The 24,873-nt window shown below is 38.2% G+C and carries 25 protein-coding genes and 3 pseudogenes; 4 read left to right on the top strand and 24 right to left on the bottom strand.

Annotation, left to right across the window (positions count from 1 at the left end):
• Position 1 precedes the first annotated feature (1 nt).
• From BWR56_RS04655 to BWR56_RS04560, 21 genes and pseudogenes are all read right to left on the bottom strand, one after another.
• Complete coding sequence (locus tag BWR56_RS04655; protein WP_049505803.1) at positions 2-880, bottom strand: sensor histidine kinase; 879 nt, start codon at positions 878-880, stop codon at positions 2-4.
• Complete coding sequence (locus tag BWR56_RS04650) at positions 880-1,578, bottom strand: response regulator transcription factor (RefSeq protein WP_049505802.1); 699 nt, start codon at positions 1,576-1,578, stop codon at positions 880-882. The genes BWR56_RS04655 and BWR56_RS04650 overlap by 1 nt, the downstream gene beginning before the upstream one ends.
• Before the next feature lie 106 nt (positions 1,579-1,684).
• A complete protein-coding gene (locus BWR56_RS04645) occupies positions 1,685-2,422 on the bottom strand; it encodes a TraX family protein (protein WP_076984543.1) in 738 nt (245 codons plus the stop codon).
• Positions 2,423-2,566: 144 nt separating this feature from the next.
• Positions 2,567-3,442 carry an N-carbamoylputrescine amidase gene (gene aguB / locus BWR56_RS04640; RefSeq protein WP_076984542.1) on the bottom strand — a complete coding sequence of 292 codons (876 nt, stop codon included), beginning with the start codon at positions 3,440-3,442 and terminating at the stop codon, positions 2,567-2,569.
• Positions 3,443-3,451: 9 nt separating this feature from the next.
• Positions 3,452-4,537 (bottom strand): agmatine deiminase, encoded by a 1,086-nt coding sequence (gene aguA, locus BWR56_RS04635; protein WP_076984541.1) that lies wholly within the window; start codon positions 4,535-4,537, stop codon positions 3,452-3,454.
• Positions 4,534-5,661, bottom strand: a complete 1,128-nt coding sequence (gene nspC, locus BWR56_RS04630) for a carboxynorspermidine decarboxylase (RefSeq protein WP_076984540.1) — start codon at positions 5,659-5,661, stop codon at positions 4,534-4,536. Before nspC ends, aguA begins: the two co-directional genes overlap by 4 nt.
• Positions 5,661-6,920, bottom strand: coding sequence for a saccharopine dehydrogenase family protein (locus BWR56_RS04625; RefSeq protein WP_076984539.1), 1,260 nt, complete (start codon positions 6,918-6,920; stop codon positions 5,661-5,663). Before BWR56_RS04625 ends, nspC begins: the two co-directional genes overlap by 1 nt.
• The gene (gene speE / locus BWR56_RS04620) at positions 6,917-7,777 is read right to left on the bottom strand and encodes a polyamine aminopropyltransferase (RefSeq protein ID WP_076984538.1); all 861 of its coding nucleotides are present in this window, start codon (positions 7,775-7,777) and stop codon (positions 6,917-6,919) included. The genes BWR56_RS04625 and speE overlap by 4 nt, the downstream gene beginning before the upstream one ends.
• Positions 7,778-9,238 (bottom strand): aminotransferase class I/II-fold pyridoxal phosphate-dependent enzyme, encoded by a 1,461-nt coding sequence (locus BWR56_RS04615; RefSeq protein WP_076984537.1) that lies wholly within the window; start codon positions 9,236-9,238, stop codon positions 7,778-7,780.
• 614 nt (positions 9,239-9,852) lie between these two features.
• Positions 9,853-10,407 (bottom strand): annotated as a pseudogene (locus tag BWR56_RS04610) (hypothetical protein).
• A gap of 178 nt (positions 10,408-10,585) precedes the next feature.
• Positions 10,586-11,092, bottom strand: coding sequence for a YfbM family protein (locus BWR56_RS04605; protein WP_076984536.1), 507 nt, complete (start codon positions 11,090-11,092; stop codon positions 10,586-10,588).
• Positions 11,093-11,183: 91 nt separating this feature from the next.
• On the bottom strand, positions 11,184-11,366 hold the full coding sequence (locus tag BWR56_RS04600) for a hypothetical protein (RefSeq protein WP_076984535.1): 183 nt from the start codon (positions 11,364-11,366) through the stop codon (positions 11,184-11,186).
• Positions 11,367-11,387: 21 nt separating this feature from the next.
• Positions 11,388-12,263, bottom strand: a complete 876-nt coding sequence (locus BWR56_RS04595) for a DUF4300 family protein (protein WP_076984534.1) — start codon at positions 12,261-12,263, stop codon at positions 11,388-11,390.
• Between the two features lie 155 nt (positions 12,264-12,418).
• Complete coding sequence (locus BWR56_RS04590; RefSeq protein ID WP_076984533.1) at positions 12,419-14,158, bottom strand: glycoside hydrolase family 13 protein; 1,740 nt, start codon at positions 14,156-14,158, stop codon at positions 12,419-12,421.
• 178 nt (positions 14,159-14,336) lie between these two features.
• A complete protein-coding gene (locus BWR56_RS04585; RefSeq protein WP_076984892.1) occupies positions 14,337-14,828 on the bottom strand; it encodes a phosphoribosylanthranilate isomerase in 492 nt (163 codons plus the stop codon).
• A gap of 63 nt (positions 14,829-14,891) precedes the next feature.
• On the bottom strand, positions 14,892-15,773 hold the full coding sequence (locus BWR56_RS04580; protein ID WP_076984532.1) for a diacylglycerol/lipid kinase family protein: 882 nt from the start codon (positions 15,771-15,773) through the stop codon (positions 14,892-14,894).
• A gap of 140 nt (positions 15,774-15,913) precedes the next feature.
• A pseudogene (locus BWR56_RS09895) lies at positions 15,914-16,003 on the bottom strand (hydrolase); the annotation flags it as partial.
• A gap of 17 nt (positions 16,004-16,020) precedes the next feature.
• The gene (locus tag BWR56_RS04575; RefSeq protein ID WP_076984531.1) at positions 16,021-16,638 is read right to left on the bottom strand and encodes an SAP domain-containing protein; all 618 of its coding nucleotides are present in this window, start codon (positions 16,636-16,638) and stop codon (positions 16,021-16,023) included.
• A gap of 312 nt (positions 16,639-16,950) precedes the next feature.
• A complete protein-coding gene (locus BWR56_RS04570; protein WP_076984530.1) occupies positions 16,951-17,694 on the bottom strand; it encodes a CPBP family intramembrane glutamic endopeptidase in 744 nt (247 codons plus the stop codon).
• Between the two features lie 177 nt (positions 17,695-17,871).
• Positions 17,872-18,480 (bottom strand): annotated as a pseudogene (locus tag BWR56_RS04565) (Type 1 glutamine amidotransferase-like domain-containing protein).
• A 262-nt stretch (positions 18,481-18,742) separates the two neighbouring features.
• Positions 18,743-19,306, bottom strand: a complete 564-nt coding sequence (locus BWR56_RS04560; RefSeq protein ID WP_033630185.1) for a TMEM175 family protein — start codon at positions 19,304-19,306, stop codon at positions 18,743-18,745.
• A 433-nt stretch (positions 19,307-19,739) separates the two neighbouring features.
• On the opposite strand from BWR56_RS04560, the gene BWR56_RS04550 reads away from it, so the two are divergent.
• Genes BWR56_RS04550 through BWR56_RS04535 form a run of 4 tightly spaced genes read left to right on the top strand, consistent with a single transcriptional unit; the run spans position 19,740 to position 20,984 of the window.
• Positions 19,740-19,985: a hypothetical protein gene (locus BWR56_RS04550; RefSeq protein ID WP_001813542.1), complete on the top strand. Its 246-nt coding sequence runs from the start codon at positions 19,740-19,742 to the stop codon at positions 19,983-19,985.
• Positions 19,982-20,317 carry a DinB/UmuC family translesion DNA polymerase gene (locus BWR56_RS04545; protein WP_000806926.1) on the top strand — a complete coding sequence of 112 codons (336 nt, stop codon included), beginning with the start codon at positions 19,982-19,984 and terminating at the stop codon, positions 20,315-20,317. Before BWR56_RS04550 ends, BWR56_RS04545 begins: the two co-directional genes overlap by 4 nt.
• Positions 20,318-20,329: 12 nt before the next feature.
• The gene (locus BWR56_RS04540; protein ID WP_000567222.1) at positions 20,330-20,698 is read left to right on the top strand and encodes a hypothetical protein; all 369 of its coding nucleotides are present in this window, start codon (positions 20,330-20,332) and stop codon (positions 20,696-20,698) included.
• Positions 20,685-20,984, top strand: coding sequence for a DUF5960 family protein (locus tag BWR56_RS04535; protein ID WP_001072467.1), 300 nt, complete (start codon positions 20,685-20,687; stop codon positions 20,982-20,984). The genes BWR56_RS04540 and BWR56_RS04535 overlap by 14 nt, the downstream gene beginning before the upstream one ends.
• A gap of 117 nt (positions 20,985-21,101) precedes the next feature.
• On the opposite strand, the gene msr(D) is transcribed toward BWR56_RS04535, so the two are convergent.
• The 3 genes from msr(D) to BWR56_RS04520 all read right to left on the bottom strand — a co-directional run bounded on the left by msr(D) (position 21,102) and on the right by BWR56_RS04520 (position 24,458).
• Entirely contained in the window at positions 21,102-22,565 is a 1,464-nt protein-coding gene (gene msr(D), locus BWR56_RS04530; RefSeq protein WP_000420313.1) for an ABC-F type ribosomal protection protein Msr(D), read from the bottom strand.
• Positions 22,566-22,684: 119 nt separating this feature from the next.
• Positions 22,685-23,902 (bottom strand): macrolide efflux MFS transporter Mef(A), encoded by a 1,218-nt coding sequence (gene mef(A), locus BWR56_RS04525; RefSeq protein ID WP_076984528.1) that lies wholly within the window; start codon positions 23,900-23,902, stop codon positions 22,685-22,687.
• Positions 23,903-24,287: 385 nt separating this feature from the next.
• Positions 24,288-24,458 (bottom strand): hypothetical protein, encoded by a 171-nt coding sequence (locus BWR56_RS04520; protein WP_000873143.1) that lies wholly within the window; start codon positions 24,456-24,458, stop codon positions 24,288-24,290.
• Positions 24,459-24,873: the final 415 nt, after the last annotated feature.

Below are 24,873 nucleotides of genomic sequence, written 5' to 3'. Positions count from 1 at the left end.
GTTAAAAATAAATGAAAACCGACAACCACTGATCATCTGTGCTTAGTTTCATCTCTGAACCGAGAAGATGAACTAATTCCTCGGTAATATAGAGACCTAAACCAGAGGATTCTTCGGTATCTGACATATTTTCAGAATAAAAACGATTGCTGAGATTGTCTATATTCTTGATAGGTTTTTTGACTAGATTATCAATTTCCAAAACAAGCCTATTTTCTTCCTTTTTCAAAGAAAGTCGAGCCTTCTCCTTGCCGTGCTTGAGAACATTTCCAAGCAGGTTTTGTATAATTCGATCCAGCAAGTCCTCATCAGTCGTCGTTTTCAATCCTGGTTCAACGTTAAAATCAAGAACAATATGTGATGACTGAAAAACATCGTAATAGGCTAAAGTCTTTTTCGTTATAAAAGTTGATAAATCAAGTTCTTCCAGTTTCGGTTTGACTGCTCCTTCCATCAAATGACGGTATTCGAGGAGAGCCTCCAAACGTTTGGAAACCAAATCCTGATGATGGGCTATTTTATTTAAGGTTTCTGAACTATTATCGGGGTGTTTTATTAGTTGCTGGGTATATCCTGAAGCGATTGTCAAAGGTGTACGAATATCATGAGCGATGTTACTGATTGCCATATCTAGGGTGCGTTTTTCACGCTTCATGATTAGTTGGTTTTGCTCCACTTCTTGAAATAGATTCTCAATTTGGTTATGTAGTCGCAAAATGGTCTTTGAAAAGAAATTTACACCGATCCTCTTCATGCTACCAGAGCGAATCTTTTCTTCGATTTGTCTGCTTAAATCTTTAATTGCTATATGATAGCGAATCAAAGAAATCGCCAAAATAATGTTAGTAAGGAGTAATATTGATATCAAAATGTAATTCATTATTTGTCTCCTTTTAATCGAACACCAACTCCCCAAATGGTTTCGATGTATTCGTGATTCGGATCCAGTTGGTGCAGTTTTTTACGGAGATTGCTTAGATGAGTGTTGAGCGTATTGTCTCCAGGCAGGTAACTTTCTTCCCAAATCAATTCATAGAGTTCTTCTTTGGTGAAGATTTTTTTAGGATGCTGGAGCAACATTTGGAGAATCTGACACTCTTTCTTTGCAAGGCGAATGGTTTCAGTTGCGTTACTTATTTCAAAACTATCAGCATCGAACTGGATATTTTTAAAGTTTTGTACGAAGTTATCAATTTCTCTTCGATTTCCTGACTGATGTTCACTACTTTGGCGTAATTGAACAGTGACTCTGGCAAAGACTTCGTCCAAATCAAAAGGTTTTACTACATAATCATTGGCACCATCTAAGAGATATTGGCTGATGAGCTTTTTATCACCTAAAGCAGTAAGCATGATGACCGGAGTCTGACTAGTTTGTCGAATAGCTTGCAAGACTTGGTCGCCATTTTTCCCAGGGAGCATGATATCTAGCAAGACGAGATCAATGCCACCTTTGTCAAATTGCATGATACCTTCTGTCCCAGAGAATGCTTGAATCACCTCGTGTTCCTCTGCAAGAAGGGTTCTTAAAATTTCCTGGATTTCATTATTATCTTCAATTACAAGTATGCTCGCCATAAACCTCGTCCTTTCTAAAACAATTATAACATGTTTTATTGTGAATTCCAGATACAGAAAAGCTCCTCTCACATTTTAAGCAAGATGGAGCTAATGAGTATTGAATCTACTTAAGCAAATAAGCAATCAAAGTTATAATCCATAGATGAGCTGGGTAGAAAATATAAAAGAAATATTTACTCCAACTGGTTTCTTTTCCTCGCTGTCCATTATACAAGGCCATAAAAGGAAAGACGGTGATAAAGAGCCAGTCAGAATTGAAAAGCATCATTTCTAGTGTTTGGTGCCAAGTGTCGTATATTTGGATGGAAGTCACTAACAAGAAGGCCCACAGAAAGGCATATAGGAGATTTCGCAAGCCCTTGCGATTTCGACAAGAGTAACTAATCAAGAGAAATGGTAGCATGGTGATGCCACCCTCAGTAAAAAGACACCCGAAAATCAAGAGACCAGCAAGCCCAATCCGACGCCACAACTTCTCTTTTTTATCCAGCTCTTTTCTGGGAAAACCAATCCAAAGCATGGTAACACCGATGGCCAAAGTTAAGAAAATATTATTAGTGACCATTACTCCCTTAGAGGAAAATAGGGCATTGAGTAGGCTATTTCCAGCAAACATGATCAGCGCCCAACTCCAAAGACGGATGAGGTAGTTTTTCAAATTTCGAGTATGGATGAAGCCTTCCATAGCCATATAGGCAAACCAAACTCCCACACAACGGGTCAAGGCGTGAAAGATACCTTCCCACAAAGGAGAAACAATCCCTGTGATATGCGGGATATGGTCCAGAACCATTACTGCCGCCATCAGATACTTCAACTGCGTCGCATTCCATTTTTTCATAATAAACCTCTTTCTTTTTGATCTACATAGAGTATAGCATACATTTCTACGCATAATCGTACACCCATCTTACATTTAAAAAGCCTATCTTACATTTTTGTAAGACAGGCGTGAATATCAAAAATTTATTATGAAAGTTACCTTCTAGTCGGTAATCCGTTGATACATTTCTGGTCTCCTATCACGAAATAGTCCCCAGTTGAGGCGCTCGCTTGCTCCCTTGTCAAGGTCATAAGTTGCTAACAGAACAGCTTCACCTTGTCTTTCAGCTTTCTCTAAAATAGCTCCTGTTTCATCCGTCATAAAGGACGAACCGTAGAAGTCAAGACTGGAACTTTGTCCACCATTTTCCTCACTAGGAGTGACTTCTTCCAAACCGTAACGATTGGCTGCAATGACTGGGACAATATTCGCTGCTGCGTGCCCTTGCATGGTACGTTGCCAGTGACCACAACTATCCGTATCTAAGATAGGCTCTGAACCGATAGCGGTTGGGTAAAAGAGCAATTCTGCCCCATTCAATGCAAGACAACGGGCTGTTTCAGGGAACCATTGATCCCAACAGATACCAATCCCAATCTTAGCATAGCGAGTATCCCAGACCTTGAAACCAGTGTTACCAGGCGTAAAGTAAAATTTTTCTTGATAATAATGATCATCTGGTATATGGGTCTTCCGATAGACGCCCAGCACTTCTCCATCAGCATCAATGACGGCGATTGAGTTATACAAGACATTGCCATCTTTTTCGTAGAAACTAATCGGTAGAACAACATTTAGTTCCTTAGCAAGCTCCTTGAAATGCTGAATAGCTGTATTTTCTATCACCGACTGGGCATACTGGTAGTAGTCATACTGGCGTTCCTGACAAAAATAAGGACGTTCAAACAACTCCGGCAAGAGAATGATTTGTGCGCCTTGTTTTGCAGCTTGGCGAACTAAACGTTCCGCTGTTTGGATATTCGTTGCCACATCCTTAGCACATTGCATCTGGATCGCTGCAACTCTTACATTTCTCATCTTTTTCTCCTATTCTGGGATTTGTTGGGTGATACAGTGGATATTGCCACCACCTAACAGAATGTCTCTTGCTGGTATTCCTACGATCTTACGGTCTGGGAAACACTTGCTGAGAATATCTAGGGCCACTTGGTCGTTTACATCCTCAAACTGGGGCACTAAGACAGCCTTGTTGGCAATATAAAAATTGACATAGGAAGCTGCAAGACGCTCGCCCTCATAACGCTCCTCTTCCCCATCTTCATAGGTATAACCTGGTAAATCTTCTTCAGTAACGACTTGTAGATTAGCTGGAATTGGCAGTTTATGAATGGTGAAGTGACGACCTTTTGCATCTGTTTCTTTTTCTAAAAGCTCAAGGTCAGCTGCAGACATGGCATACTGAGGATCATTTTGATCATCTGTCCAAGCCAAGACAAGCTCTGCAGGACCAACGAAAGCGGCAACATTGTCAACGTGTTCATTGGTTTCGTCCTGATAAATACCATAAGGAAGCCAGATAACTTTTTCAGCGCCAAGGCTCTCTAATAAGGTATTTTCAATTTGCTCTTTAGACAGGTGGGGATTCCGTCCAGGACTGAGTAAGCAACTTTCAGTCACAAGAATAGTCCCTTGACCATCGCTATGGATTGCCCCGCCTTCCAGTACAAAAGGTTTGGCATCGTAAACAGGCATTTCCAAGGTCTCTGCAAAACGACTAGCTACTTGGTTGTCCTCTTCATAATCTTGATAAAGACCATCGACAGCACCACCCCAGGCATTAAAAGACCAATCGACTGCCAATTTTTCTCTTTTATCATTGACGAGAATGGTCGGACCTGTATCACGCGCCCAGGCATCATTGGTGGGAATGTCTAGATAAACAACGCTATCTCCAAGATAGTCTTGGGCTTCAGATAGATGGTCCTGCTCCACCAAAAGATAAACCCTTTCCCCTTCTGCTATGGTCTTTATAATTTGGCTAAATGCTTTTTTGGCAGCCTTTCCTTGAAAGGGCCATGAACCTGGTCGAGTCGGCCAGATCATGATGGTGCCATGGTGTGGTTCATACTCTGCCGGCATACGGTAGCCTAATTTCTTTGGACTGTCCATCATGATAATCTCCCTTTAAAGTCTTGATAGCCAAAAGCTTTGACTAAGCTACAGTCACCTTGCTCGTCCATGAGATAGAGACTTGGCAAGCCAATACCGTTAAAGGTATTATTTTTGACAAAGGAGTAAATAGCCATGTCTTCAAAGTAAAGTCTGTCTCCAATCTCAACTGGATTTTCAAAGCTATAATCACCAATCACATCACCCGTCAGACAGGTATTGGAAGAAAGTCTATAGGTATGGGCTTTTTCCTGAGCCTCAAATCCATTTCTCAAAGGTGGACGATAGGGCATCTCAAGTACATCAGGCATATGGCAGGTTGCAGAGGCATCTAAAACCAAGATTTCCATACCGTTTTCTACAATATCCAATACCTCCGTTGCTAGATAACCCGCATTGAGCGCAATAGCTTCACCCGGCTCGATATAGACTTCAAGATTGTAAGTTTCTCGGATACGCTTGATTTCAGAAATCAGCAAATCCACATCATAGTCTTCTCTCGTTATGTGGTGTCCTCCACCCATATTGAGCCATTTGACCTTATATAAATAAGGTCCAAACTGCGCTTCTACAGCTTTCAAAGTTGTTTCTAAATCATCTGCCCCCTGCTCACAAAGGGTATGAAAATGAAGACCATCTACTAAGTCCAGCAAATCACTCGGTATCTTGTCTAAAGTAACTCCAAACCGAGATCCCGGAGCACAAGGGTCATAGAGCGCGTGATCTCCTTGAGTTGAACATTGAGGGTTGAGGCGCAAACCAACACTGATACCAGCCTCTCGACAACGAGAACCGTATTTACGCAACTGTCTCTCCGAATTAAAGACGATATGATCTGATATCTGAAGTAACTCTTCCATATCTGATTCCTTGAAAGCTGGCGCAAAGACATGGACTTCCCCTGGGAACTCTTCTCGTGCTAGTTTAGCCTCATAGAGACCACTAGCCGTTGTACCAGAGAGATACTGGCTAATTAAGGGATAGGTTTTATAAAGAGAATAAGCCTTCTGGGCCAGTAAAACCTTGCAGCCCGCTTCTTCCTGAACTTGCTGTAAAATACGGCAATTGGCTTCTAATTTTCCTAAGTCAATGACATAGGCTGGTGTGGGTACTTGTTCTAACTTCATTAGTCCACCATTTGCGGGTTTTCTACCACAACCCAAGGCAAGCCGTACTCATTCAAAGCTTCCATGAATGGATCTGGATCCAATTCTTCAAGGTTGTAAACTCCAGGTTGTTTCCAAGTACCATTCATCACTAATTTTGTCCCAATCATGGCTGGAACTCCTGTTGTGTATGAAATTGCCTGTGAACCAACTTCTGCGTAACATTCCTGATGATCACAAACATTGTAGATATAGATAGTCTTTTCAACACCGTCTTTGACACCTGTAAAGATACAGCCGATATTGGTTTTTCCAACTGTACGTGGGCCAAGGCTGGCTGGATCAGGAAGCAAGGCTTTTAAGAATTGAATCGGTACAATGTCTTGTCCATTAAAGTTAATAGCATCCGTACGAAGGAGACCAACGTTTTCCAAGCATTTCATGTGAGTTAGATAAGATTGGCCAAAAGTCATAAAGAAACGAATCCGTTTGACTCCAGGAATGTTCTTGGCCAATGATTCAATTTCTTCATGGTGAAGGAGATACATGTCTTTTTGTCCAACTTGAGGGAAATCGTACTCACGCTTGATTGACATAGCTTCCACTTCTACCCATTTTCCATCTTCCCAGTAAGAACCTGGCGCAGAAACCTCGCGGAGATTGATTTCTGGATTAAAATTAGTAGCAAATGGATAACCGTGATCCCCACCATTACAGTCTAGAATGTCAATATAATGGATTTCATCAAAATAGTGTTTGAGAGCATAAGCTGAAAAGACACTGGTTACACCTGGGTCAAAACCAGAACCAAGAAGAGCTGTTAAGCCTGCTTCTTTGAATTTTTCTTGGTAAGCCCACTGCCATGAGTAGTCAAAATAGGCTGTAAAACCTAGTTCCTTGCAGCGTTTTTCATAGATAGCACGCCATTCAGGGTCTTCTGTGTCCTCAGCCTCATAGTTGGCGGTATCGATATAGTGGACACCTGTTGCCAAGCAAGCATCCATAATGGTCAAGTCTTGATATGGGAGTGCTACGTTCAAAACAGCTTCTGGCTTGTAGCTTTCAATCAAGGCAATGACTTCTTCAACCTTGTCAGCGTCAAGGGCAGCTGTCTCAATCTTTGTACTTGTTTTCCCTTCTAATTTAGACTTTAAGTCATCACATTTTGACTTGGTACGGCTAGCAATCATAATCTCTGTAAAGGTTTCGCTATCTTGGCAAATCTTTGAAATAGCAACTTGGGCAACGCCCCCACATCCAATAACTAATAAACGACTCATTTTTTTCCTTCCTCTTCTTCTAAAATGTCTTCTACATACTTGGGCAGCATAAAGGCTCCCACATGTAAGTTTGCAGTATAGTATTCTGTGAAAAGCTGGCGTTTTTTCCAGCCTTCCTTGTCAAAATCTTTGATAGGGTGGTATTTTTTCGATGCAAATCCAAACAACCAATAGCCAGCTGGACTTGTTGGGATATGGGCCTGATAAACCCGACTGATTGGAAAGGCTTGATTGACCTTACGATGCATACTACGACAAGCAGACTCATCCTCGTCAAAAAACGGACTCCCATGCTGGTAAATCATGATACCGTCTTCTTTTAGAGCTCTGTAACTGTTACCGTAAAATTCCTTGGTAAAGAGACCTTCCGTATGTCCAAATGGGTCTGTCGCATCGTTGATGATAATATCGTAGTCATCTTCACAGTTTCGCAAAAAGCGTAGCCCGTTTTGATAGTAAATGGTGACACGAGGATCATCTAGCCCCGCAGCAAAGTCTTGGAAATACTCACGACAAACCTCAACCAACATCTCATCTGGTTCCACAATATCGATTTGCTCTAGTTCAGGATAGAGGGTTAATACTTGGGCAACACCACCGTCACCACCCCCAATAACCAAGACTTTCTTTGGATTTGGGTGGACAGCCATGGGAACGTGGACCGTCATTTCGTTGTAGACAAAATCATCCGCATCTGAGAATAAGACATGCCCATTTAAAATCAGTATTTTCCCAAAAGCTGGTGTATCTAATACCTCTATATCCTGCCATTCACTTTTACCAGCATAGAGTTGCTTGGCTGTTCTCAGGGATAATTTCACATCTGGAGTATGAACTTCAGAAAACCATAAATCCATCTAGTTCTCCTTTCTCTTAATGACGTTGATGTGATTGACCTCTGGATCTTCCGTCCCTTGGAGGGAGCAACCACGTTCCTTAGCAAATTGGATATAGTCTACAATTTCTCGTGTAATGCGTTCACCTGGTGCTAGGATTGGAATCCCTGGAGGATAACACATGACAAATTCCCCACAGACCTGTCCGACAGACTCATCCAAGGTTAAACTTCTTCTCTCTGAATAAAAGGCTTCCTGAGGAGACAGCACTAACTCTGGTTGGATATATTCTCCAGCAATCAAGTCTTTTCCATCTCTTGAGTAGAGTCTCTTGATATCCGCTAATGCACCGACCAAACGCTCGATGTCTTGGATGCGGTCACCGATTGAAATATAAGCCAAGATATTGCCAATATCGCCAAACTCGATCTGAATATCGTATTCGTCTCGCAAGAGGTCATAAACCTCTATCCCTGTTAAGCCAATACCCTGAGTATAAACGGACAGCTTGGTCACGTCAAAATCACAGACCGACACACCGTCTATGAGCTCTTTTGAGTAGGCATAGTAACCACCGATAGCATTGATCTCACGACGAGCGTATTCGGATAGCTCAATGACTTTCTCAAAAGACTCTTTACCACGAAGGGCCAAGTTTCGTCGAGAAATATCTAAACTAGCCATAAGTAGATAAGAGGCAGACGTAGACTGGGTCAGGTTGATAATCTGACGAACGTACTCAGGATTCATCTGCTCCCCGATAAGAAGGATGGAGCTCTGGGTCAAACTCCCACCAGACTTATGCATAGAGACTGCCGCCATATCAGCACCTGCATCCATAGCAGAAATTGGAAGTTTATCTGTAAAATGCAAATGCGCTCCATGGGCTTCATCCACTAAAACCAGCATGCCCGCTTCATGACCCATTTCCGTTAAACCCTTGAGGTCTGAACAAATTCCATAGTAAGTAGGATTGTTGATTAGGATAGCTTTTGCATCTGGATGTTCCTTAATGGCCTGGGCCACCCGTTCATTTTCAAGACCTAAAGCGATGCCGATTTTAGGATCCACACTCATCTCGATATAGATGGGAATGGCACCACATAGAACCAACGCATTGATAGCAGATTTATGGACATTTCTCGGTAGAATAATCTTATCTCCTGCCTTGCAGGTGGAAAGAATCATGGTTTGAACTGATGAGGTTGTTCCCCCAATCATGAGAAAGGCATGGGCTGCACCAAAAGCATCCGCTGCCAATTCCTCAGCATCTCGAATAATCGAAATGGGATGACCTAGATTATCTAAGGGTTTCATCGAATTGACATCAATGCCAACACATTTTTCTCCTAATAGTTCGACAAGTTCTGGATTTCCTCGTCCACGCTTGTGACCTGGCACATCAAAGGGGACAATTCTTTTCTTGCGTAGCTTGACCAAGGCCTCATAAATTGGGGCTTGGTTTTGATCTAACTTCTTCAAGACATACTCCTTTACCGTATTTTTAGCACCTCAAAAAGATAAAGGCGACTAAAGGTTGACTTATGAAAAAAGAGCAGGTTTTCACCTGCTCTGCAATCTTCTGACGTGTGTATTTTGGTTTCTGTTGAGTATGTCTGTTCCTGATGTTTCCTAACTCTCTAGTAGCAAATATTACGTACTTTATTGATCGTTTCACAAGATGACGTGTGCTTTCACCACACTAAAAATTTATGAATTAGGACAAACGTCCTAACATCAACTTATAAAAGTAGGCTTTTAACCCTATCAATAATGTGGCTTTTTAACCACGCTTCGGCATTCAACCCTGCCTGTCCGTAGGCATTTTTTACTCGGGTTTATATTTGCTAGAAAACATCATCTCATTTTCTAAGCCTTATAACTATATCATGTTTACAAGAGCTTGTAAAGTACTTTTTTTTAATTTTTTGAGTTTTTGTTCGCGAAATATCTTTCAACAATAAAAAGAAATCGTTTTAAATCGTTATCTGCATAAGAAAAAAGAAACTACAATCACTAGCTGCTTCAATAATTCTTCAAGTATGACTTGATATCGAAAATCAGTTCTTTTCATCAGATTTTATAAATATTTCCAGCTAGGAAGTTCGAATCAACTGCTCCAATTCTACTTCTGAAAGCTGACCTTGATTGTAGAGTTTTCTAAGTAAGTCCTCATCTACGGTAATTGAATAGTAATACGTCACAAACTCATGAAATCGCTCAAAACTGTCAAAGAAGTAGGATAATAACCATTCACCACCGTCCTGATCTTGGTAGGTATTTTGATGCTCTTGTCCGTCATACCAGATAAATAAGGTTGTTTCATCTTTTTGTTCTTCTGAGTATAGGTTTTGATACTTTTCATCTACTCCCTTATAAAATCCGTCTATGATGTCTTGATTCCACTCATCCGCAGCAAATTGACTCAAACTGCTTTCATGATCAAAACCCTTTATAAGGATTATTTTATCAGTAAAGATCACATCTAGAGAATCACCAGAACCGTTGTCTATAAGCTAACGGACTCCGTAGCTCTCCTCACTCTTACTGATCAATCGAAGCCAGGTCTTGTTTGGATCTGTTCGATACTCATCAATGACAAGCAAGGCATCTAAGCGAGTTTTTATCTGGTCCCATTTAATTTTTCCCATCTCTTTAATCCTCCGTCTTAAAGTTTAAAATCTATTATGCTTACAAATTCTATAACCAATTTCTATCTATCCCGTCCGACTACACGGTGGAATATTTCCTTCACCAGACAAATCATCAGGTGTACGATTTTCTGGATGTGCATTCATCACGCACCTGACTAACAGTTGGTAAAAGCACTTAGCAAATAGTCACTAAGACATTCCCCCTGAGAGTTAAGATTTTCTTGTAAAAGTCTTTCATTTTTACAAAGCTGGTTCGAATATCATCCTTGATTTCTTCCTCTTCTTCAAGATAATCCCAAATGTCAGGGTATAACTCTGCCTTCTCGCATGCTTCCATGCTAAAGTTAGCCAGAGCCCTATCCATGTCAAAATTCTCTAAAGCTTGAGCAATTTCAGCTATCTTTGACTTTTCAGTATAGGCTATATATTCCGACACATTTTCTAAAGGGGTCACTCCCAAGACAGCTTCTCTCAAAGGATCGTCATCCATAAATTCTGAACTACTAAAGCCTGTCATAACAAAGAGTAAGGCGTCCCACATTTTGTCAATATCTAGCAACGTCTCATTTTCCTTAGTAGAATCCTCGACTATGTCAAGCAATTCCTCTTCCTGACGAGAATCTCGCATTATTTGGCTTAATTCATTGTCAGATAGATATCGATAATTAGCAATCATTCCCATGATGTTTCCTCCTATTCGTTTCTTAGGATAGCACTAATGTTACTAGTTCCCTTTCTTGAAAAGGCATAATACTGTTTTTGGACTCTCCTCTTTATTTCAAATCCTCATCTTCTGTCACTTCCCAGACTTCTGACTGGTATCCCTCTCCGTCAATATCATAGCGCTGAGTATAACCTATAAATTTTTCCTTTTTATTTGAATTACGAGGCTTGAGAATGTTTATAGCCCAGAATCCGATAAGAATGACAACTAAAAGCGCTATTACAGTCTCCATATTACTTCTCCTTTGCCTATCTTAATAACCTTCAACCCACTTTTCATTATCCATAATGAAAGGCTTGGCCAGTCCATCACCTGTATAATCCGCATATTTGGTGGATAGATACTTGTAACAATCTTCCTTGCTCGCGAACTTAATAGCTTGATAAGGCTCTTCAAAAGTCAGTTTCTCTACAAATAAGAAACCATCATCAGCTGGCACTAAAACACCAACGTGTCCAACAAAAAGATACTCTCCATCCAAATTATCATGTAACACAACAGACAACATCCGAGCTTTATCATTAAATTGAAACTGGGAGAAGAATTTCTCCATCTTCTGCGCGTGAACTTTTACATCCGTTGTCGCTTCCGTCTCCACCCTAGAAAATAGAATATCAAACTCTTCCTTATCTTTCGCGTCAAATACTTTTCCCTTATCGATAGCATCATTATCCACAAAAAGTAGCTGATCATTCTTTTCAAGTTTTGGGATCGTGACTGAATTTTTTAATAGCGCATAGCTATTGATACGGCAGTTGGTCCCGACAAAGTCACCCTTTTTTTGATTCCAAAGATTGCTGATTTTCTCTACATCGTATTCTGTCTTTGTAAAGGAAGCAAAATCACCACTTAAGCCAGTGGAGCCGACAGTCGCATTATAGTCTGTAACAAGATTGAAAAATGCGTCAACACTATTTGGATCCAAGTGCGCTGATAAGAGAGATTTGACCTCTTCGATACTGACCTGATTATTAAGATTTGTATATGAAGCCGTCCAAGGAACTTTATATGAATTGGTCTGTGTTTGATTTGTAGCTTCAGTCCTCGTATTATTTTGGTGGCAAGCAGCCAATCCAAGTAATAAGGGTAAACACAGTCCCAAGGCTACTACTTTTCTCGTTCGTTTCATGAAATTCTCCTTCTAGACTACAAGTCTCTTTTTCATTTTAAACACCATTCGCTAATCATGCAGCTAGTAATCGTTGACTTAGCTATATTATACTACATAAGTCAAAAAAAGACTGCACGAATCACCCATTCATTACAGTCTTTTTAATCCTATTTTTATTGAATGACAAAACCTTTAGGCAAAATCATCAGTTGCTGGTCCAATTCTTGGCAATGACTGGCTAGCGCTACAGAATCACGGTCTACAAGATAGTTTTCACTTGATTGGTTAAAAATAGCTTGGATTTTTTGTCCATCATAATCCCATGCCAGAGATACCACATCTGGCTTGATTTCTTGCAGACTGTAGGTTCCATGTTGGATTATATCTGAGACACTCTTGCGAAGCTGAATCAATTTCTTCATGAAATGAAGCATCTCATTGCTATCGGAAACACGTTCCCAAGGCATGACACGACGACAATCTGGGTCTGGCCCTCCATCTAATTCTAACTCCGTTCCATAGTAGAAACACGGTGTCCCCCTTTGTAAAAAGAGGCAAGCAAGGGCAGACTTCACAAGTTGGGTATCTCCCTTGGCAGTAGTCAAAATGCGCTCCGTATCATGCGAATCCAAAAGATTGAACATCACTTCCGAAATCTGTTGTCTATAGTACATAGACTGGCTATTGATCTCATCGATAAATTGATGAGACTTCTTAACCCCACGCAAGAAATAATCCTTGATACTGTCAGAGAGAGGATAGTTCATGACTGCGTGGAATTCATCGCCATTTAGCCAAGGCTGTGAAGTGTGCCAGACCTCTCCAAGAATATAAAGGTCAGGATTTTTAGCCAGGACAGCCTTCCGAAAATCTCTCCAAAATTGGTGGTCCACTTCATTAGCCACATCCAAACGCCAAGCATCGATATCAAACTCTTCAATCCAGTAGGTCGCAACACTTAGTAAATAGTCCCTTACTTGAGGTTTTGCCGTATTGAGCTTGGGCATATAGCTGGCAAAGGCAAAGGTATGATAAGGGAGCTTTCTTGGATCACCGAGCTTATCCTTAGTCACTGGGAACTCTTGAACATGGAACCAGTCTTTGTAAACGGAATCTTCACCATATTTGAGAACATCCTGCCATTGTGGCGATTGGTCCCCAATATGGTTGAAAACAGCGTCCAGCATGATCTTCATGCCTCTCTGATGGGCTTGGTCCACCAGTTGACGGAAAGTTTCCTTATCTCCAAAATGACGGTCAATTTCGAAATAATCCGTCGTATTATACTTGTGATTGCTTGGGGATTCAAAAATCGGACAGAGATAAAGTCCTGTAATCCCCAAATCTTGCAAGTAATCCAGATGGTCAATAATACCTTGTAAATCACCACCAAAGAAATCGCTCGTCTTTGGTTTGATAGAGCTATCCCAAGTCAGAGCCCCTTCAGGTGAAATCTCAGGATTGCCATTAGCAAAGCGTTCTGGAAAAATCTGATACCAAACTGTATCGGCCACCCAGTCAGGAACATGGCAAGCATCAATCTCATGAATATAAGGAATTTTAAATCCATTTCCTTCATAATGAAGATTTTCTAGCGTGTTTTCAACACATCCCTTATCACCATACAAAATACTCTGAGCTTGCTTATCCTTAAGTTCAAAGAGATACTGGAGTCGGGCATAGTCAACTGAAATCTCCACTTGCCAATAATCAAACAAAGCATCGGAAGTTACTTTACTCATCTCCTTACTATCTTCATAACGGTCCTCTATAAAGATAAAAGGATCTCCATAATGTAAGTTGATGCTTTCAATATCATCTTTCTTGGTCCGGATACGAATGTGCATTGTCTTGTCTTTATAAAGATAAGCATACTCCGACTCTGGTCTGTGGTAAATGGCTGTTAATTCCATTGTTCTGTCTCCTAGTTTACTTTTATTCACTTTGTTGCGCAAACGTTTTCATAATCGTGACTCTAGTATACTACTTTCGTATTTTATTTGCAAGGCTTGTCCGCAGTTTCGAGTGGTTTGTTTTTGAGAATATAAAAAAGCAGTAAGACTTAACACCTACTACTTTCTGATTGATGATTTACAAATGCCTTTCCAGCCACTCAATCTTTTTAAAATCCTTATTGTTATTGTGGTCATTTCGATAGGAATCATGGGAAGAAGCCTTGTAAATACTTAAAAACTGTTCCAAACTTGGAACGCGAAACGTGATGTTCTCAAGATGAATCAGCTCTATATCCGATTCCGAAACTCCTGCAAAATCTGGTAAAGAATCAATACTTCCAAACTCAACACTCAGACCATCCTTTTGGAATTCATGCTCATGAATATCTATTAAGGCATAGCCTAAGTGGTTCATCACTTTCATTATCTTGTCCCAGTCATAAATTCTGAGATGATCAGGTGCTTCCCAACCTCTAGGGTCACCAGGCACATGAATATCAATGTCAGACGGCTGCCATTCTTCATTTGATCGGTATTCAAAACCCAAAGACCCCATGAGCGTCGGTGTGATTCCAACTTGGTTTAAATGAGAACAAATTGTTCGAAATTCATCAAATAGAGAATTCATTCCTCCTCCAATCGTTGATATAAAACTTGATTTCATTGTAAAAAATAAACTAATTTCTACCTTCTACTCTTTCGGCTTTGAAAATACTTCTACTCGCTGAGCTAGGACTTTGATTTCTACAGGTAGGTTATCCGATTTATCGCCGTCAACATCTGACTCCAATTCACTATCTGAAGAGATTTTAATATTACGCGCTCTGATATACTCAATATTATCATTGCCGACAACATCCCCTTTTAGTAAATCAGGAATGACAGATAATTTAGAGAATATAGAAGCATCTTTTAGAATCAAAATATTGGCATAGCCATCTTTGTCTTCTTCAAAGATTTTCTTATCAGCGAAGTAATTTGTCAAGAGTACCAAAACATGACTAGCTTCACCAACATAATTTCCATTTTCTGTCTCAACCTTAATGTTAAAGACCTGATCCGTCATGACAGACTTCATTGTATTTACAGCATAGGCAAAGATACCAAATTTTGTCTTGTCCTCGATTTCAACATTGTGAATCGCCTCAGGCAGAGAACCGATACTAAAGATATAACCAAAATAGTTATCATTTGCTTTACCGATATCAATCTTGTTGGTTAAATTAAAATCGAGTTCATCTATCGCGCCATCGATGTCTTGATTGATTTCCAACAGTTTTGTAATGAGGTTACCCGTACCGCCTGGGATAATACCCAACTTAGGAACGTAGTCTCTCTCAGCAATACCCGAAATGACTTCATTGACAGTCCCGTCTCCACCGAAAACAACCACTGCATCGTACTGCTCACGAGAAGCTTCTTCAGCAAAATTTGTTGCATCCAACGCTTTTTCGGTAATTTTGGTTTCAACATATTCAAAGTATTCTTTTGCTTTATTCTCCAGCTTTTCTTTATAATCCAAAGCCTTCTCCCCACCAGAGGTAGGGTTGATAATTAACATTGCTTTTTTCATTGATAATACTCCTTAATTTTTAAATAGAAATGTTAGTGTAACTACATCAGTCATTACATATAATGCTATTATATAATGAAACCTCAGAAAAGGGAACTTTGACGTACTGGAGATTAATATAATTTTATTCTATTTTCCCATCACCTAATTACATCCTTTAAGGATTCATCCAAATCAGAATAAACTTTATCCTTTATCCAATAAGGAATACCATAAGCTGCCTCTGCCACCAAGTGAGATGGCGTTTCTACTTACAATTGTCTTTTATTCTATCAGCATATTTAGTCAAAAGATTCTTTGAATAAAATTTTTCATTTTTTGAATTTCTAACTTCTTTCCAAAGAATAGAAGCAACTTTTAACTTGTTTGAGTAGTTACGACTATTTTCGTCTGCACAGAAGTCCTTTAAAAATCGGTTCCATTGACAAACCGAATTGTCATACTTAGCATAATCTGAATTTCCATAATAAACTTTTAGCATATCTTGGATTGTAAAACTCAAATCATTTTCTCTTTTTACTTTTCTCCAAGCTGTCGCCATATCGGCAGTAAACTTAAAGGGTGAAACATCTGTTAAAGTTGAGAAATATTCTCTAAAGTGTGCATTAAAGGAGAATCCGCACTCAAGTAAGGGCGTGTCCAAGGTAAGGACTTCTACTTGTTTCTTTTTCCTTTTTATTGATGATTTTTTAATCAAATTACCCTTAAAGTACTGCTCAATAATATGATTGAGTTCTTGTTTGGTACCTCTATATTCAAGCCCTAATGACTTGCATATCTGTGAAAGTTCATCACGATACCAATAGTATTTATTAAACTCATCAAAGGATGTGATTTTATCAAACTCAGGTCTGCTTTCTATCAATATAACACCTCCTTAAAAACAGTTTAGGTTTTCATCTTAAAATAATGGAGTTTAGTTTCTTTATTCTGAGGATTAGCTACGTTTCTCTAATAAATTTACACACTCCACGTGTGGTAATATTCTTCTTTTATACTAATAAACGAAAGGCAGTAAAAATCATTTTAGAATGATACGGTGGAACGGAAAGATTTTCGCCACTTCAAAAGAAACGACATTCATCACTCCACTTTAAATTATAATAGATAATTCTCTAACATAGATCATCTAATTAGCAAATCGTTACTTTCAATAATGGATATCCTGATCTAAATTTTAAAATGTTGTTCCCTTACTAATTCTATTACTCGCCAATATAGTATAAATCAAATAACCAATAAAAATGATAATAAAAATAAGATTAATTTTTAACACAAAATAGAGATTTAAAAAATTTGCGAACGCATGAAATAATATACAGTATCCCACAGATTTCGTTTGACGGTAAAGAAGCCCTAAAACAAAACTTAAAAATAATGTATATATAAAAAATAAAATAAAAGGAAATCCTTGATGATTTTCTCCAACTATAAACCATAAAGGCAGATGCCAAATCCCCCAAATTGATCCTACAATCAAATTAGATCGCCAATAAGTATATTTTTTATCAAGTAAGGGTTGTAGTATGCCTCTCCATCCTAATTCTTCGTGACCGCCACCAAAAAAAATTAATTGAATAAAGAATAGTGGCATCAGATAAATGGATACTCCGTTTAGTTCTAAGGAAGATACAGAAAATAGTATCAAAATTGCTAACAAATGAATAATGAAATAAATACTACTACTTTTTCTTTTAGTAAATACAAAATGTTTAAATTTTATATTATTCCTTTTCAAATAAAAGCCACTTGCAATAGCTGGTCCAAGTGCACCAACTATATGTAATATTCTACCTATAATCGTTTCCAATCCCAAAATATAAGATTGAGTAAAGATGGCAAGAAGCCCCCAAGCTATATAAGTAATTCCAAATGTACAATAAAGATAATTTTTTAAATTCTTTTTGTCAATTTCTGTCATTTTATCGCCCTTATCTTGATTATTTTATGAATAATATTTTTACTGCTTCTTAGTTGCTCTCGATTATAACTACCTATATTCTATCATAAAAACACAAAAAAGCCTTACAATCAAGGCTTTTCATTATTCATTTCGTCAATACCTTAGTTTCGTAAATTCAGATTCGCATGATTAAAACTAGTCAATTTTCTCTATGATATTTCCAAGTTTATCCAATACAAGACATGAATGATCATTTAGTGGAATTATGGGAACATTAACGAGTTCTTCAGCTCTATCCTTATTTGCTTTATCATTCCATGAATCATAATGGACACTAATTAAAAACTGACTAAAGACTCCTAATCCATTTTTTATCTTTATCTGATGATCTGAATTATCATTAGGTGAGACATAGACTTTTTCTCCTAATAATATGGCTCCTGAAGAAAATCCTATAACTTTTGTCCCTTTATTAAGCATATGATCGATATAATTTTTGAACTCCTGATTGACATAAGTAGCTAAATATTTTTCCGTATTTCCTCCACCGATGATGATTAGATCAGCATCTAAATAGCTATCAAAATCAATCTGATCAGTGTCCAAAAGTAAGTAATCAGCGTTTAGATTAGGAAATTGACTTTGGAAAACTTCCGTGTATTTTTTCATATAGGGTTACCAATTATCTCGAAAAACTGTAAAAATAACAATTCTTTCAATCTTGCTGGATAATACAATTTTATCAACAATGCTATATTTCGTTATTGGGGGATTCCCACCCATTAAAAAAATTTGCTCTTTCAAGTTATCACACTTTCCAAAGATACATAAAGTTAAACAAGTTTATTCATATTTGTCATTATAACTGTTACAAAAAAATTATTCAAATTCCTGACTATCTTAACTTGTACAAGCTGAGTCATACACATCATATGTCTTGACTGTTATTTCAGTGAATTCCTATAGAAAAGTATTGAATGCAATGCTTATCAATACAAATTCAAAACTCTCAGAATCGGAAGCAGTCAACTAAGTCCCGAATAAAACAGATGAGTCGATTAAATGATTAGACTTTAAATTGTCTCGGGATAACAATAAACAAAAGTGTTACTAGGACTGACAGTCCTACTCCTGCTGGGAAGATTGTCAGAGACAAGATAAGCCCTAACATTTTAATACCAATATCCCATCGTATCCAACGTTTTCGTCCTCGTCTTAACGCATGCATCTCAGCTATATCATTCACTTCATCCAAGGTACGGTAATACCATAATACTGAAAAGCTAATGAGTAGAACGATTACCCCATAGAATGCTTGCATGCTACCATTGTCGAAATGGGTTGCTATGAGCTGAGTGGTATAGGGAAAAAGGGAGGAGAAAAAGAGCATGATAATGGTTGCCCAGACTGTTTTTTGGCTAACTTTTTTAATGAGATGCGAAGAAGAATGGATATTGACCCACATAGCTCCCAGCCAAAAGAAAGAAATACCGTAGGCAAGAAAATTTGTTCTAAGCTCCCATAGTCCTTGTAAATCAAAGGTTTTTGGCTTTTCCAGCTCCAAAACCAAGATAGTCATAACGATGGCTAACACAGCGTCAATAAAGGCTCCCAAACGTTCCTTTTCCATTATTTGCGGTTGTTTTTTCATCAAATAGTCCTTTCGATTCTATTCTATCCAAGTGCCTGATTATTTCAGTCACACAATAACTTTATTTTTATATATGTTCAAGTCTCCAGTGGAGTTTTGAAGCATCTCGTCCTAAAATGAAAAAGTGAGAGGATTAACTACGTTTCACTAACAAACTCACACACTCTACGTGTGCTGAGAGCTTTCTTCTATACTAATAGACGAAAGGGTGTGAAAATGATTTTTAAATGATACTGTGGAACGGAACAGTAGCCCTAGTATTGACTACTGTCGTTTCTATTCATATTGGCTATTCTAGGACTGAGATGAAAAAATCTATAAATGCTCAGAATAAAATTGAACCCGCAAATCTCCCCAAAACAATGGTGAGTCATGTACTTGTATTATTCCGAAAAAATACACCTCTGGTGCAGTGAGACAAATTGGTGTATCTTATAGTGGCTTCGTAGATGAAAGCTATACTCTACTATCACTCTTTGATGATGTAGAACAAATTGAAAAAGATAATAGACTTCAGACAGCTATTGATGTTGTCAGAGAACAGTTTGGTTTTTTAGCCATACAAAAAGGAACCGTCCTAACTGAAGGTTCCAGAAATATTGAACGCAGTAAACTTATCGGTGGTCATTCCGCGGGTGGATTGGAGGGATTAAAATGAAACAAGAAAAAAATACAGTACAATTTTCAGAAATCCGTAGCAAAGGATGTAATGATATTGAAATGCTTGAAAGATTTTTACATGGAATCGTTGAAACAGCAACTTCAAAACTTCGTCAGAGAAAACTCAAAACAACTGAAATATCGATACGACTAGTACATGCTAAATCTGAAAACCGATTACCATTGGAATTTACATTTAGCATTAAGCCAACAAGCTCATCTGTGATAATCTATACTGAGGTAATCAATCGCTTTAAAGAATGTTACACAGGTGGGGGAATTCAAGGTTTTACGATTCAATTTGATAAAAATACCCTTGCCTCTGCATAGAAAGGATTTGATATGATTGACCGTTCATATTTACCATTTCAATCAGCAAGAGAGTACCAGGATACAAAGATGCAAAAATGGATGGGCTTTTTCCTATCTGAACATGCATCAGCACTCTCTGATGATACAAACAAAGTAACGTACATGTCTGACTTATCACTAGAGAAGAAATTATTACTCCTCAGTCAAGTATACGCCGGGCAGCTACGCACACGCATTCAAGTGATTGAAAAAAACAAGCGTGTTTCCTACACTGGAACAATACCAAGTCTGACCAAAGATTTCATTTTGATAAAAACTACAACAGGTCACATCAATTTGAAATTAAAAGACATTATTAGTATTGAACTTGTCGAGGAGGTGCTCTATGAATCAGCTTGAGTTTCAGCGTAATCACCTACAAATGGACTATTATAGCGAGAGCTACCAAGATTTTGAACGTGACTTCTACCGCTACTCTAACATGAATATTCCATTGACCTTCCTAACTGATGATATCCTAAAAACAATGGCGACTTCACGTAAGAATTACTTTGTCCTCAATAAGGAAAAGTCCAGAGATAACCGCGATCACTTCTTCATATTTGAAGTAAGTACCGTAGATGAGAATCCGCTAATCTATCATTATACATATAAGAAAACTACAATATATTTAGCAGAAAAATAGGAGCAGTTCAATTGACTGTTCCTATTTTTAATATTCATAAAATCTAAAGTCTTTATACTCTTTAACAATGGAGTCGCCAACCAGAACAGACTATACTGACCAGCGACTACCTTAAATTTAATGTTTCAGATTTATTTTCTTATCTCTAATTTCATAAACTACATCTGCTACATTTTCGAGTAATCGTTTATCGTGGGTGATAAACACGATAGTTCCGGTGTACTCCTTCATTAGTATTTCCAAAGCCTCTAAACTTGGTATGTCAAGGAAGTTACTGGGTTCATCCATTATTAGGATGTTATATCTACCCATGAGCATTTTAGCAAGCAACAATTTTATAATTTCTCCACCGCTTAAAACAGATAAACTTTTTCCAATATCGTTCTGTTTGAACCCCATAGATGCTAGCACTGAACGAATTTCTGATATATTGTAGTCACAATCCTTCTGCATAAACTCCATAACATTCTGATTACTGTTGTACTTGTAACCATTCTGTGCAAAGTAACCTATTTTTGCCTTAGGCGAAATAGAAATTCCTTCTTCATGGTTTAAGATCATTTGGATTAAAGTTGTTTTTCCGATTCCATTACCACCAGTTAACGCCACTTTTGCTCCTAACGGAATTTGAAAAGATGCATTTTCAAACAGAGCCTTATCCCCAAATACTTTATTAATTTCTGCACCGACTATAGGGTATGGATTATGGAGCTCCAATGCTTTACTTTGCCTGAAACGAATTCTGCGAATGCCTTCCGGAGCTTCTACTTTTCCTAAGGCCGCAATCCTGTGCTCTAGGGTTTTAGCAGCATTATACATCTTTTTTTCCTTACTTCCTATTGATTTTTGATGAGCTAAACGCCCTCCGTCTTCAGTACTTTTTTTCTTTGAAGAACCTTTTGCCTTCTGTTCTATTTTACGAGCCTGTTTTCGCTTTTCCTCCGCAGCCCTTTCCAATCGGGCACGTTCCGCAATAAATTGTTCGTATTCTGCAGCTTGGCTCTTACGTTCTTCCTCTTTCTGACGAAGATAATCAGAATAGTTTCCCCAATACTCAGTGATTTTGCCATCTTTCAGTTCCCATATTTTATCTACTATTTCATCAAGAAAATAGCGGTCATGGCTAATAACTAACAGTGCACCTGTAAAATATTTTAGCTGTCCTATTAGAAAATCAATTCCTTCACGGTCTAAATGGCTCGTAGGTTCATCCGCTAAAATACCATGAACCTGTGCCGATAAGGCCTGTGCTATTTTAAGCCTTGTTTCTTCACCACCGCTCATAGTCTGTATATTTAATTGCTCAACACCTAGCTTGCCTACAAGTGCAAAATCTTTTTCCTCCTGCAGAGTTACTTCGTCCAACTGGGGAATATAGGCAAGTTCACCCAGACGATTCATTTTACATCCTGGGGGAGTTAATTCTCCTAAAAGTACCCTGAGTAAAGTGCTTTTTCCAGCACCATTTGCTCCTACTAAACCAATACGGTCATAATCATATACTTCTAATTCATTTATATCTAAAACATCGCGTCCTTTGAATTCCACACGAATGTCTTTTGCTTTTAATATTAATTCCATAACATTTCCTCCTGTCTATAATCGCATGCTTTCATTTGCTTGTACGCAGGAAAAACCCTGCGATTTTAGCAGGAAGAATTACATGAAAATAAGATACATAAATATCCCTCCAATATTGTTTATTTTAAATCTAATTTTCTAATCTCATTTATCATTGGGCAAACTATTGCAATGCAAATAATTAAAATACCTGATAGTAAAAACCAATGATTTACACCGATTCTATCAGCAAAGAGTGCAGAAAGAATTAATCCAATTGGCATAGCAAGAGACATGATACTTCCAGTTAAAGAAAATACACGTCCTAAATATTCAGGCTTAATTTTCTCCTGAAAAAGAGCTGTTTGCACACCGCTGTAAAACGGAACAGAAAGCCCCATTATTGCACAGCAGACTACAAAAATGAAAAATCCACTTTGGGGAAGTAATCCTGAAATGGTTAAGCTTATCCCCATTATAAAAAATGAACTTGTTATTAGTAATACATGCTTTTCGAAGCCCCCTAATCTTCCTAATAATAAGCCTCCTGCTAGCATCCCAAATGCAAAGGAAATTTCCGTAATAGAAATATGCACAGGCGTTCCATTAAAGTGTTCCATGCTTATTAAAGGAAATAGTGCATTGATTGGCATATAAACAAAAGTATATAGTGTTCCTAAGAGTAATAAGGCAAACAATCCTTTGTTTTGTCTCAGAACCACAACTCCTTCTTTCATCTCCCTTATGAAATTTGGTTCTAAACTTTGCACTTGATTACCCAGCTTAGGTATACGTACAATTGCTACCGTAATAGATGCAATCACAGCACCCAATACGTCGATGGCAATAATAGCATTTAAATCCCAAACGGAGTATAAGAGTGCTGCAACTGCCGGACTAACAATATAGCTTATAGACTGCAAAGACTGACTATAGCCTGCGCATTTCGTTAGCTGTTCTTCTGGTACTAAAAGTGGTGTAACCGCATTGAGTGCTGGGGTATGAAAAGCTGTTCCAATGCTACGGATAAACAATACTATCATAATCATCCAGACAGGTAGCTCCATACAGAATGCAACAATAGCAAGCACTGCACCAGCTGCTGCGATAATTAAATCGGCACCAATCATTATCTTCTTCCTATCATGACGATCCACTAGCACACCAATGGCAGGTCCCAAAATCGCATAGGGTAAAAAACCTACTAATGAAGCCATAGACAAGACCATCGCAGATCCTGTTTTTTCTGTAAGGTAAAAAATAATCGCCATTTGCAGGATGGCACTAGTGATTAATGATACTGCTTGCCCTGCCCATATTGCATAAAATTTTCGTTTCCAATTGTTGTATTTTTCCATTTATATTATCTCCTGCATATTATTTTGCTTGAATTTCTATTTTGAATAGCATTCTAGGCAATAAAAAATGCAGGCCAAACCCCACAATGTGGCTTTTGGTCTGCATACATACAATTTGGAAACATTCATATTAAAGACATAGTTAAATAAAGGTATAGTTAAATAACCAATATCCTCACCGTAACTAATGAATGCTCAATATCGTATAAATAAGCACAACAAAAAAGCCTATCATCGGGTATAGATTCTGCTTTTTTTATTGCCAGCTTATCTTAAACGCATTGAGGCTGTCATAGTTTCGGTTCCTCCTACATCTTTGTTTATATCAATTTATAGTATAACACAACAAGATGATATGTTCAATATAAAAGTTATGGAATGAGACTCATACTTCCAATTCGATGCCAGATTTAAAGGATATGACGAAGTTTTCTTCATAGACTGTAACGCTCTGGATTATCTTCCTTAGTAGCAAGCGATTAGCTTTCACAAAATCTTCTGTTTGTAGTTTTAAAAATTCATCAGGATTTTCTAACTCAACCTCAAAATATTTCATTTTACATTCCCTCATTTCATTTATTGATAAATTGAGTTTGCAAAAAAGAGTGGACAATTTTTGTCTACTCTTAACCTTTAAAATAGTTTTTTTTAATCGATTTGAAGTTGCCTAAATTATTACTTATTCGGTAAAATGAAGTATTGCTTTCAACAGATTTCCTTCAACTACACTTCACTTGATTCAAACAAGGTGGGTACATTTCTATTCCCACAAACTCCTTGTCAATGGAAACAAACACGTACCCACAGGGTAAATGGAAATAGAAACTGATAATTTCTAGCTATCACTTCTACTCATTCCAAAAATTTTCTCACTCTGATACTTACCCACCATAAAGCAAAAAGCCTTGCAATCAAGGCTTTCATTATCCCTTTCGTTCAAAGGTTTCTAAGCTTTTACGAGCAGAGCGACA

The organism is Streptococcus oralis (assembly GCF_001983955.1).
In the GTDB taxonomy this organism is placed as follows: Bacteria; Bacillota; Bacilli; order Lactobacillales; family Streptococcaceae; genus Streptococcus; species Streptococcus jiangnanensis.
The sequence above is the reverse complement of the archived record's forward strand: the minus strand, read 5'-3'. Positions and strand labels throughout refer to the sequence as shown.

Bases quoted from the DNA above. Each gene is read 5' to 3' on its own strand.
- BWR56_RS04655 (WP_049505803.1), bottom strand. From the start codon at position 880: ATGAATTACATTTTGATATCAATATTACTCCTTACTAACATTATTTTG.
- BWR56_RS04650 (WP_049505802.1), bottom strand. From the start codon at position 1,578: ATGGCGAGCATACTTGTAATTGAAGATAATAATGAAATCCAGGAAATT.
- BWR56_RS04645 (WP_076984543.1), bottom strand. From the start codon at position 2,422: ATGAAAAAATGGAATGCGACGCAGTTGAAGTATCTGATGGCGGCAGTA.
- aguB (WP_076984542.1), bottom strand. From the start codon at position 3,442: ATGAGAAATGTAAGAGTTGCAGCGATCCAGATGCAATGTGCTAAGGAT.
- aguA (WP_076984541.1), bottom strand. From the start codon at position 4,537: ATGATGGACAGTCCAAAGAAATTAGGCTACCGTATGCCGGCAGAGTAT.
- nspC (WP_076984540.1), bottom strand. From the start codon at position 5,661: ATGAAGTTAGAACAAGTACCCACACCAGCCTATGTCATTGACTTAGGA.
- BWR56_RS04625 (WP_076984539.1), bottom strand. From the start codon at position 6,920: ATGAGTCGTTTATTAGTTATTGGATGTGGGGGCGTTGCCCAAGTTGCT.
- speE (WP_076984538.1), bottom strand. From the start codon at position 7,777: ATGGATTTATGGTTTTCTGAAGTTCATACTCCAGATGTGAAATTATCC.
- BWR56_RS04605 (WP_076984536.1), bottom strand. From the start codon at position 11,092: ATGGGAATGATTGCTAATTATCGATATCTATCTGACAATGAATTAAGC.
- BWR56_RS04600 (WP_076984535.1), bottom strand. From the start codon at position 11,366: ATGGAGACTGTAATAGCGCTTTTAGTTGTCATTCTTATCGGATTCTGG.
- BWR56_RS04595 (WP_076984534.1), bottom strand. From the start codon at position 12,263: ATGAAACGAACGAGAAAAGTAGTAGCCTTGGGACTGTGTTTACCCTTA.
- BWR56_RS04590 (WP_076984533.1), bottom strand. From the start codon at position 14,158: ATGGAATTAACAGCCATTTACCACAGACCAGAGTCGGAGTATGCTTAT.
- BWR56_RS04585 (WP_076984892.1), bottom strand. From the start codon at position 14,828: ATGAATTCTCTATTTGATGAATTTCGAACAATTTGTTCTCATTTAAAC.
- BWR56_RS04580 (WP_076984532.1), bottom strand. From the start codon at position 15,773: ATGAAAAAAGCAATGTTAATTATCAACCCTACCTCTGGTGGGGAGAAG.
- BWR56_RS04570 (WP_076984530.1), bottom strand. From the start codon at position 17,694: ATGACAGAAATTGACAAAAAGAATTTAAAAAATTATCTTTATTGTACA.
- BWR56_RS04560 (WP_033630185.1), bottom strand. From the start codon at position 19,306: ATGGAAAAGGAACGTTTGGGAGCCTTTATTGACGCTGTGTTAGCCATC.
- BWR56_RS04545 (WP_000806926.1), top strand. From the start codon at position 19,982: ATGAAACAAGAAAAAAATACAGTACAATTTTCAGAAATCCGTAGCAAA.
- BWR56_RS04540 (WP_000567222.1), top strand. From the start codon at position 20,330: ATGATTGACCGTTCATATTTACCATTTCAATCAGCAAGAGAGTACCAG.
- BWR56_RS04535 (WP_001072467.1), top strand. From the start codon at position 20,685: ATGAATCAGCTTGAGTTTCAGCGTAATCACCTACAAATGGACTATTAT.
- BWR56_RS04520 (WP_000873143.1), bottom strand. From the start codon at position 24,458: ATGAAATATTTTGAGGTTGAGTTAGAAAATCCTGATGAATTTTTAAAA.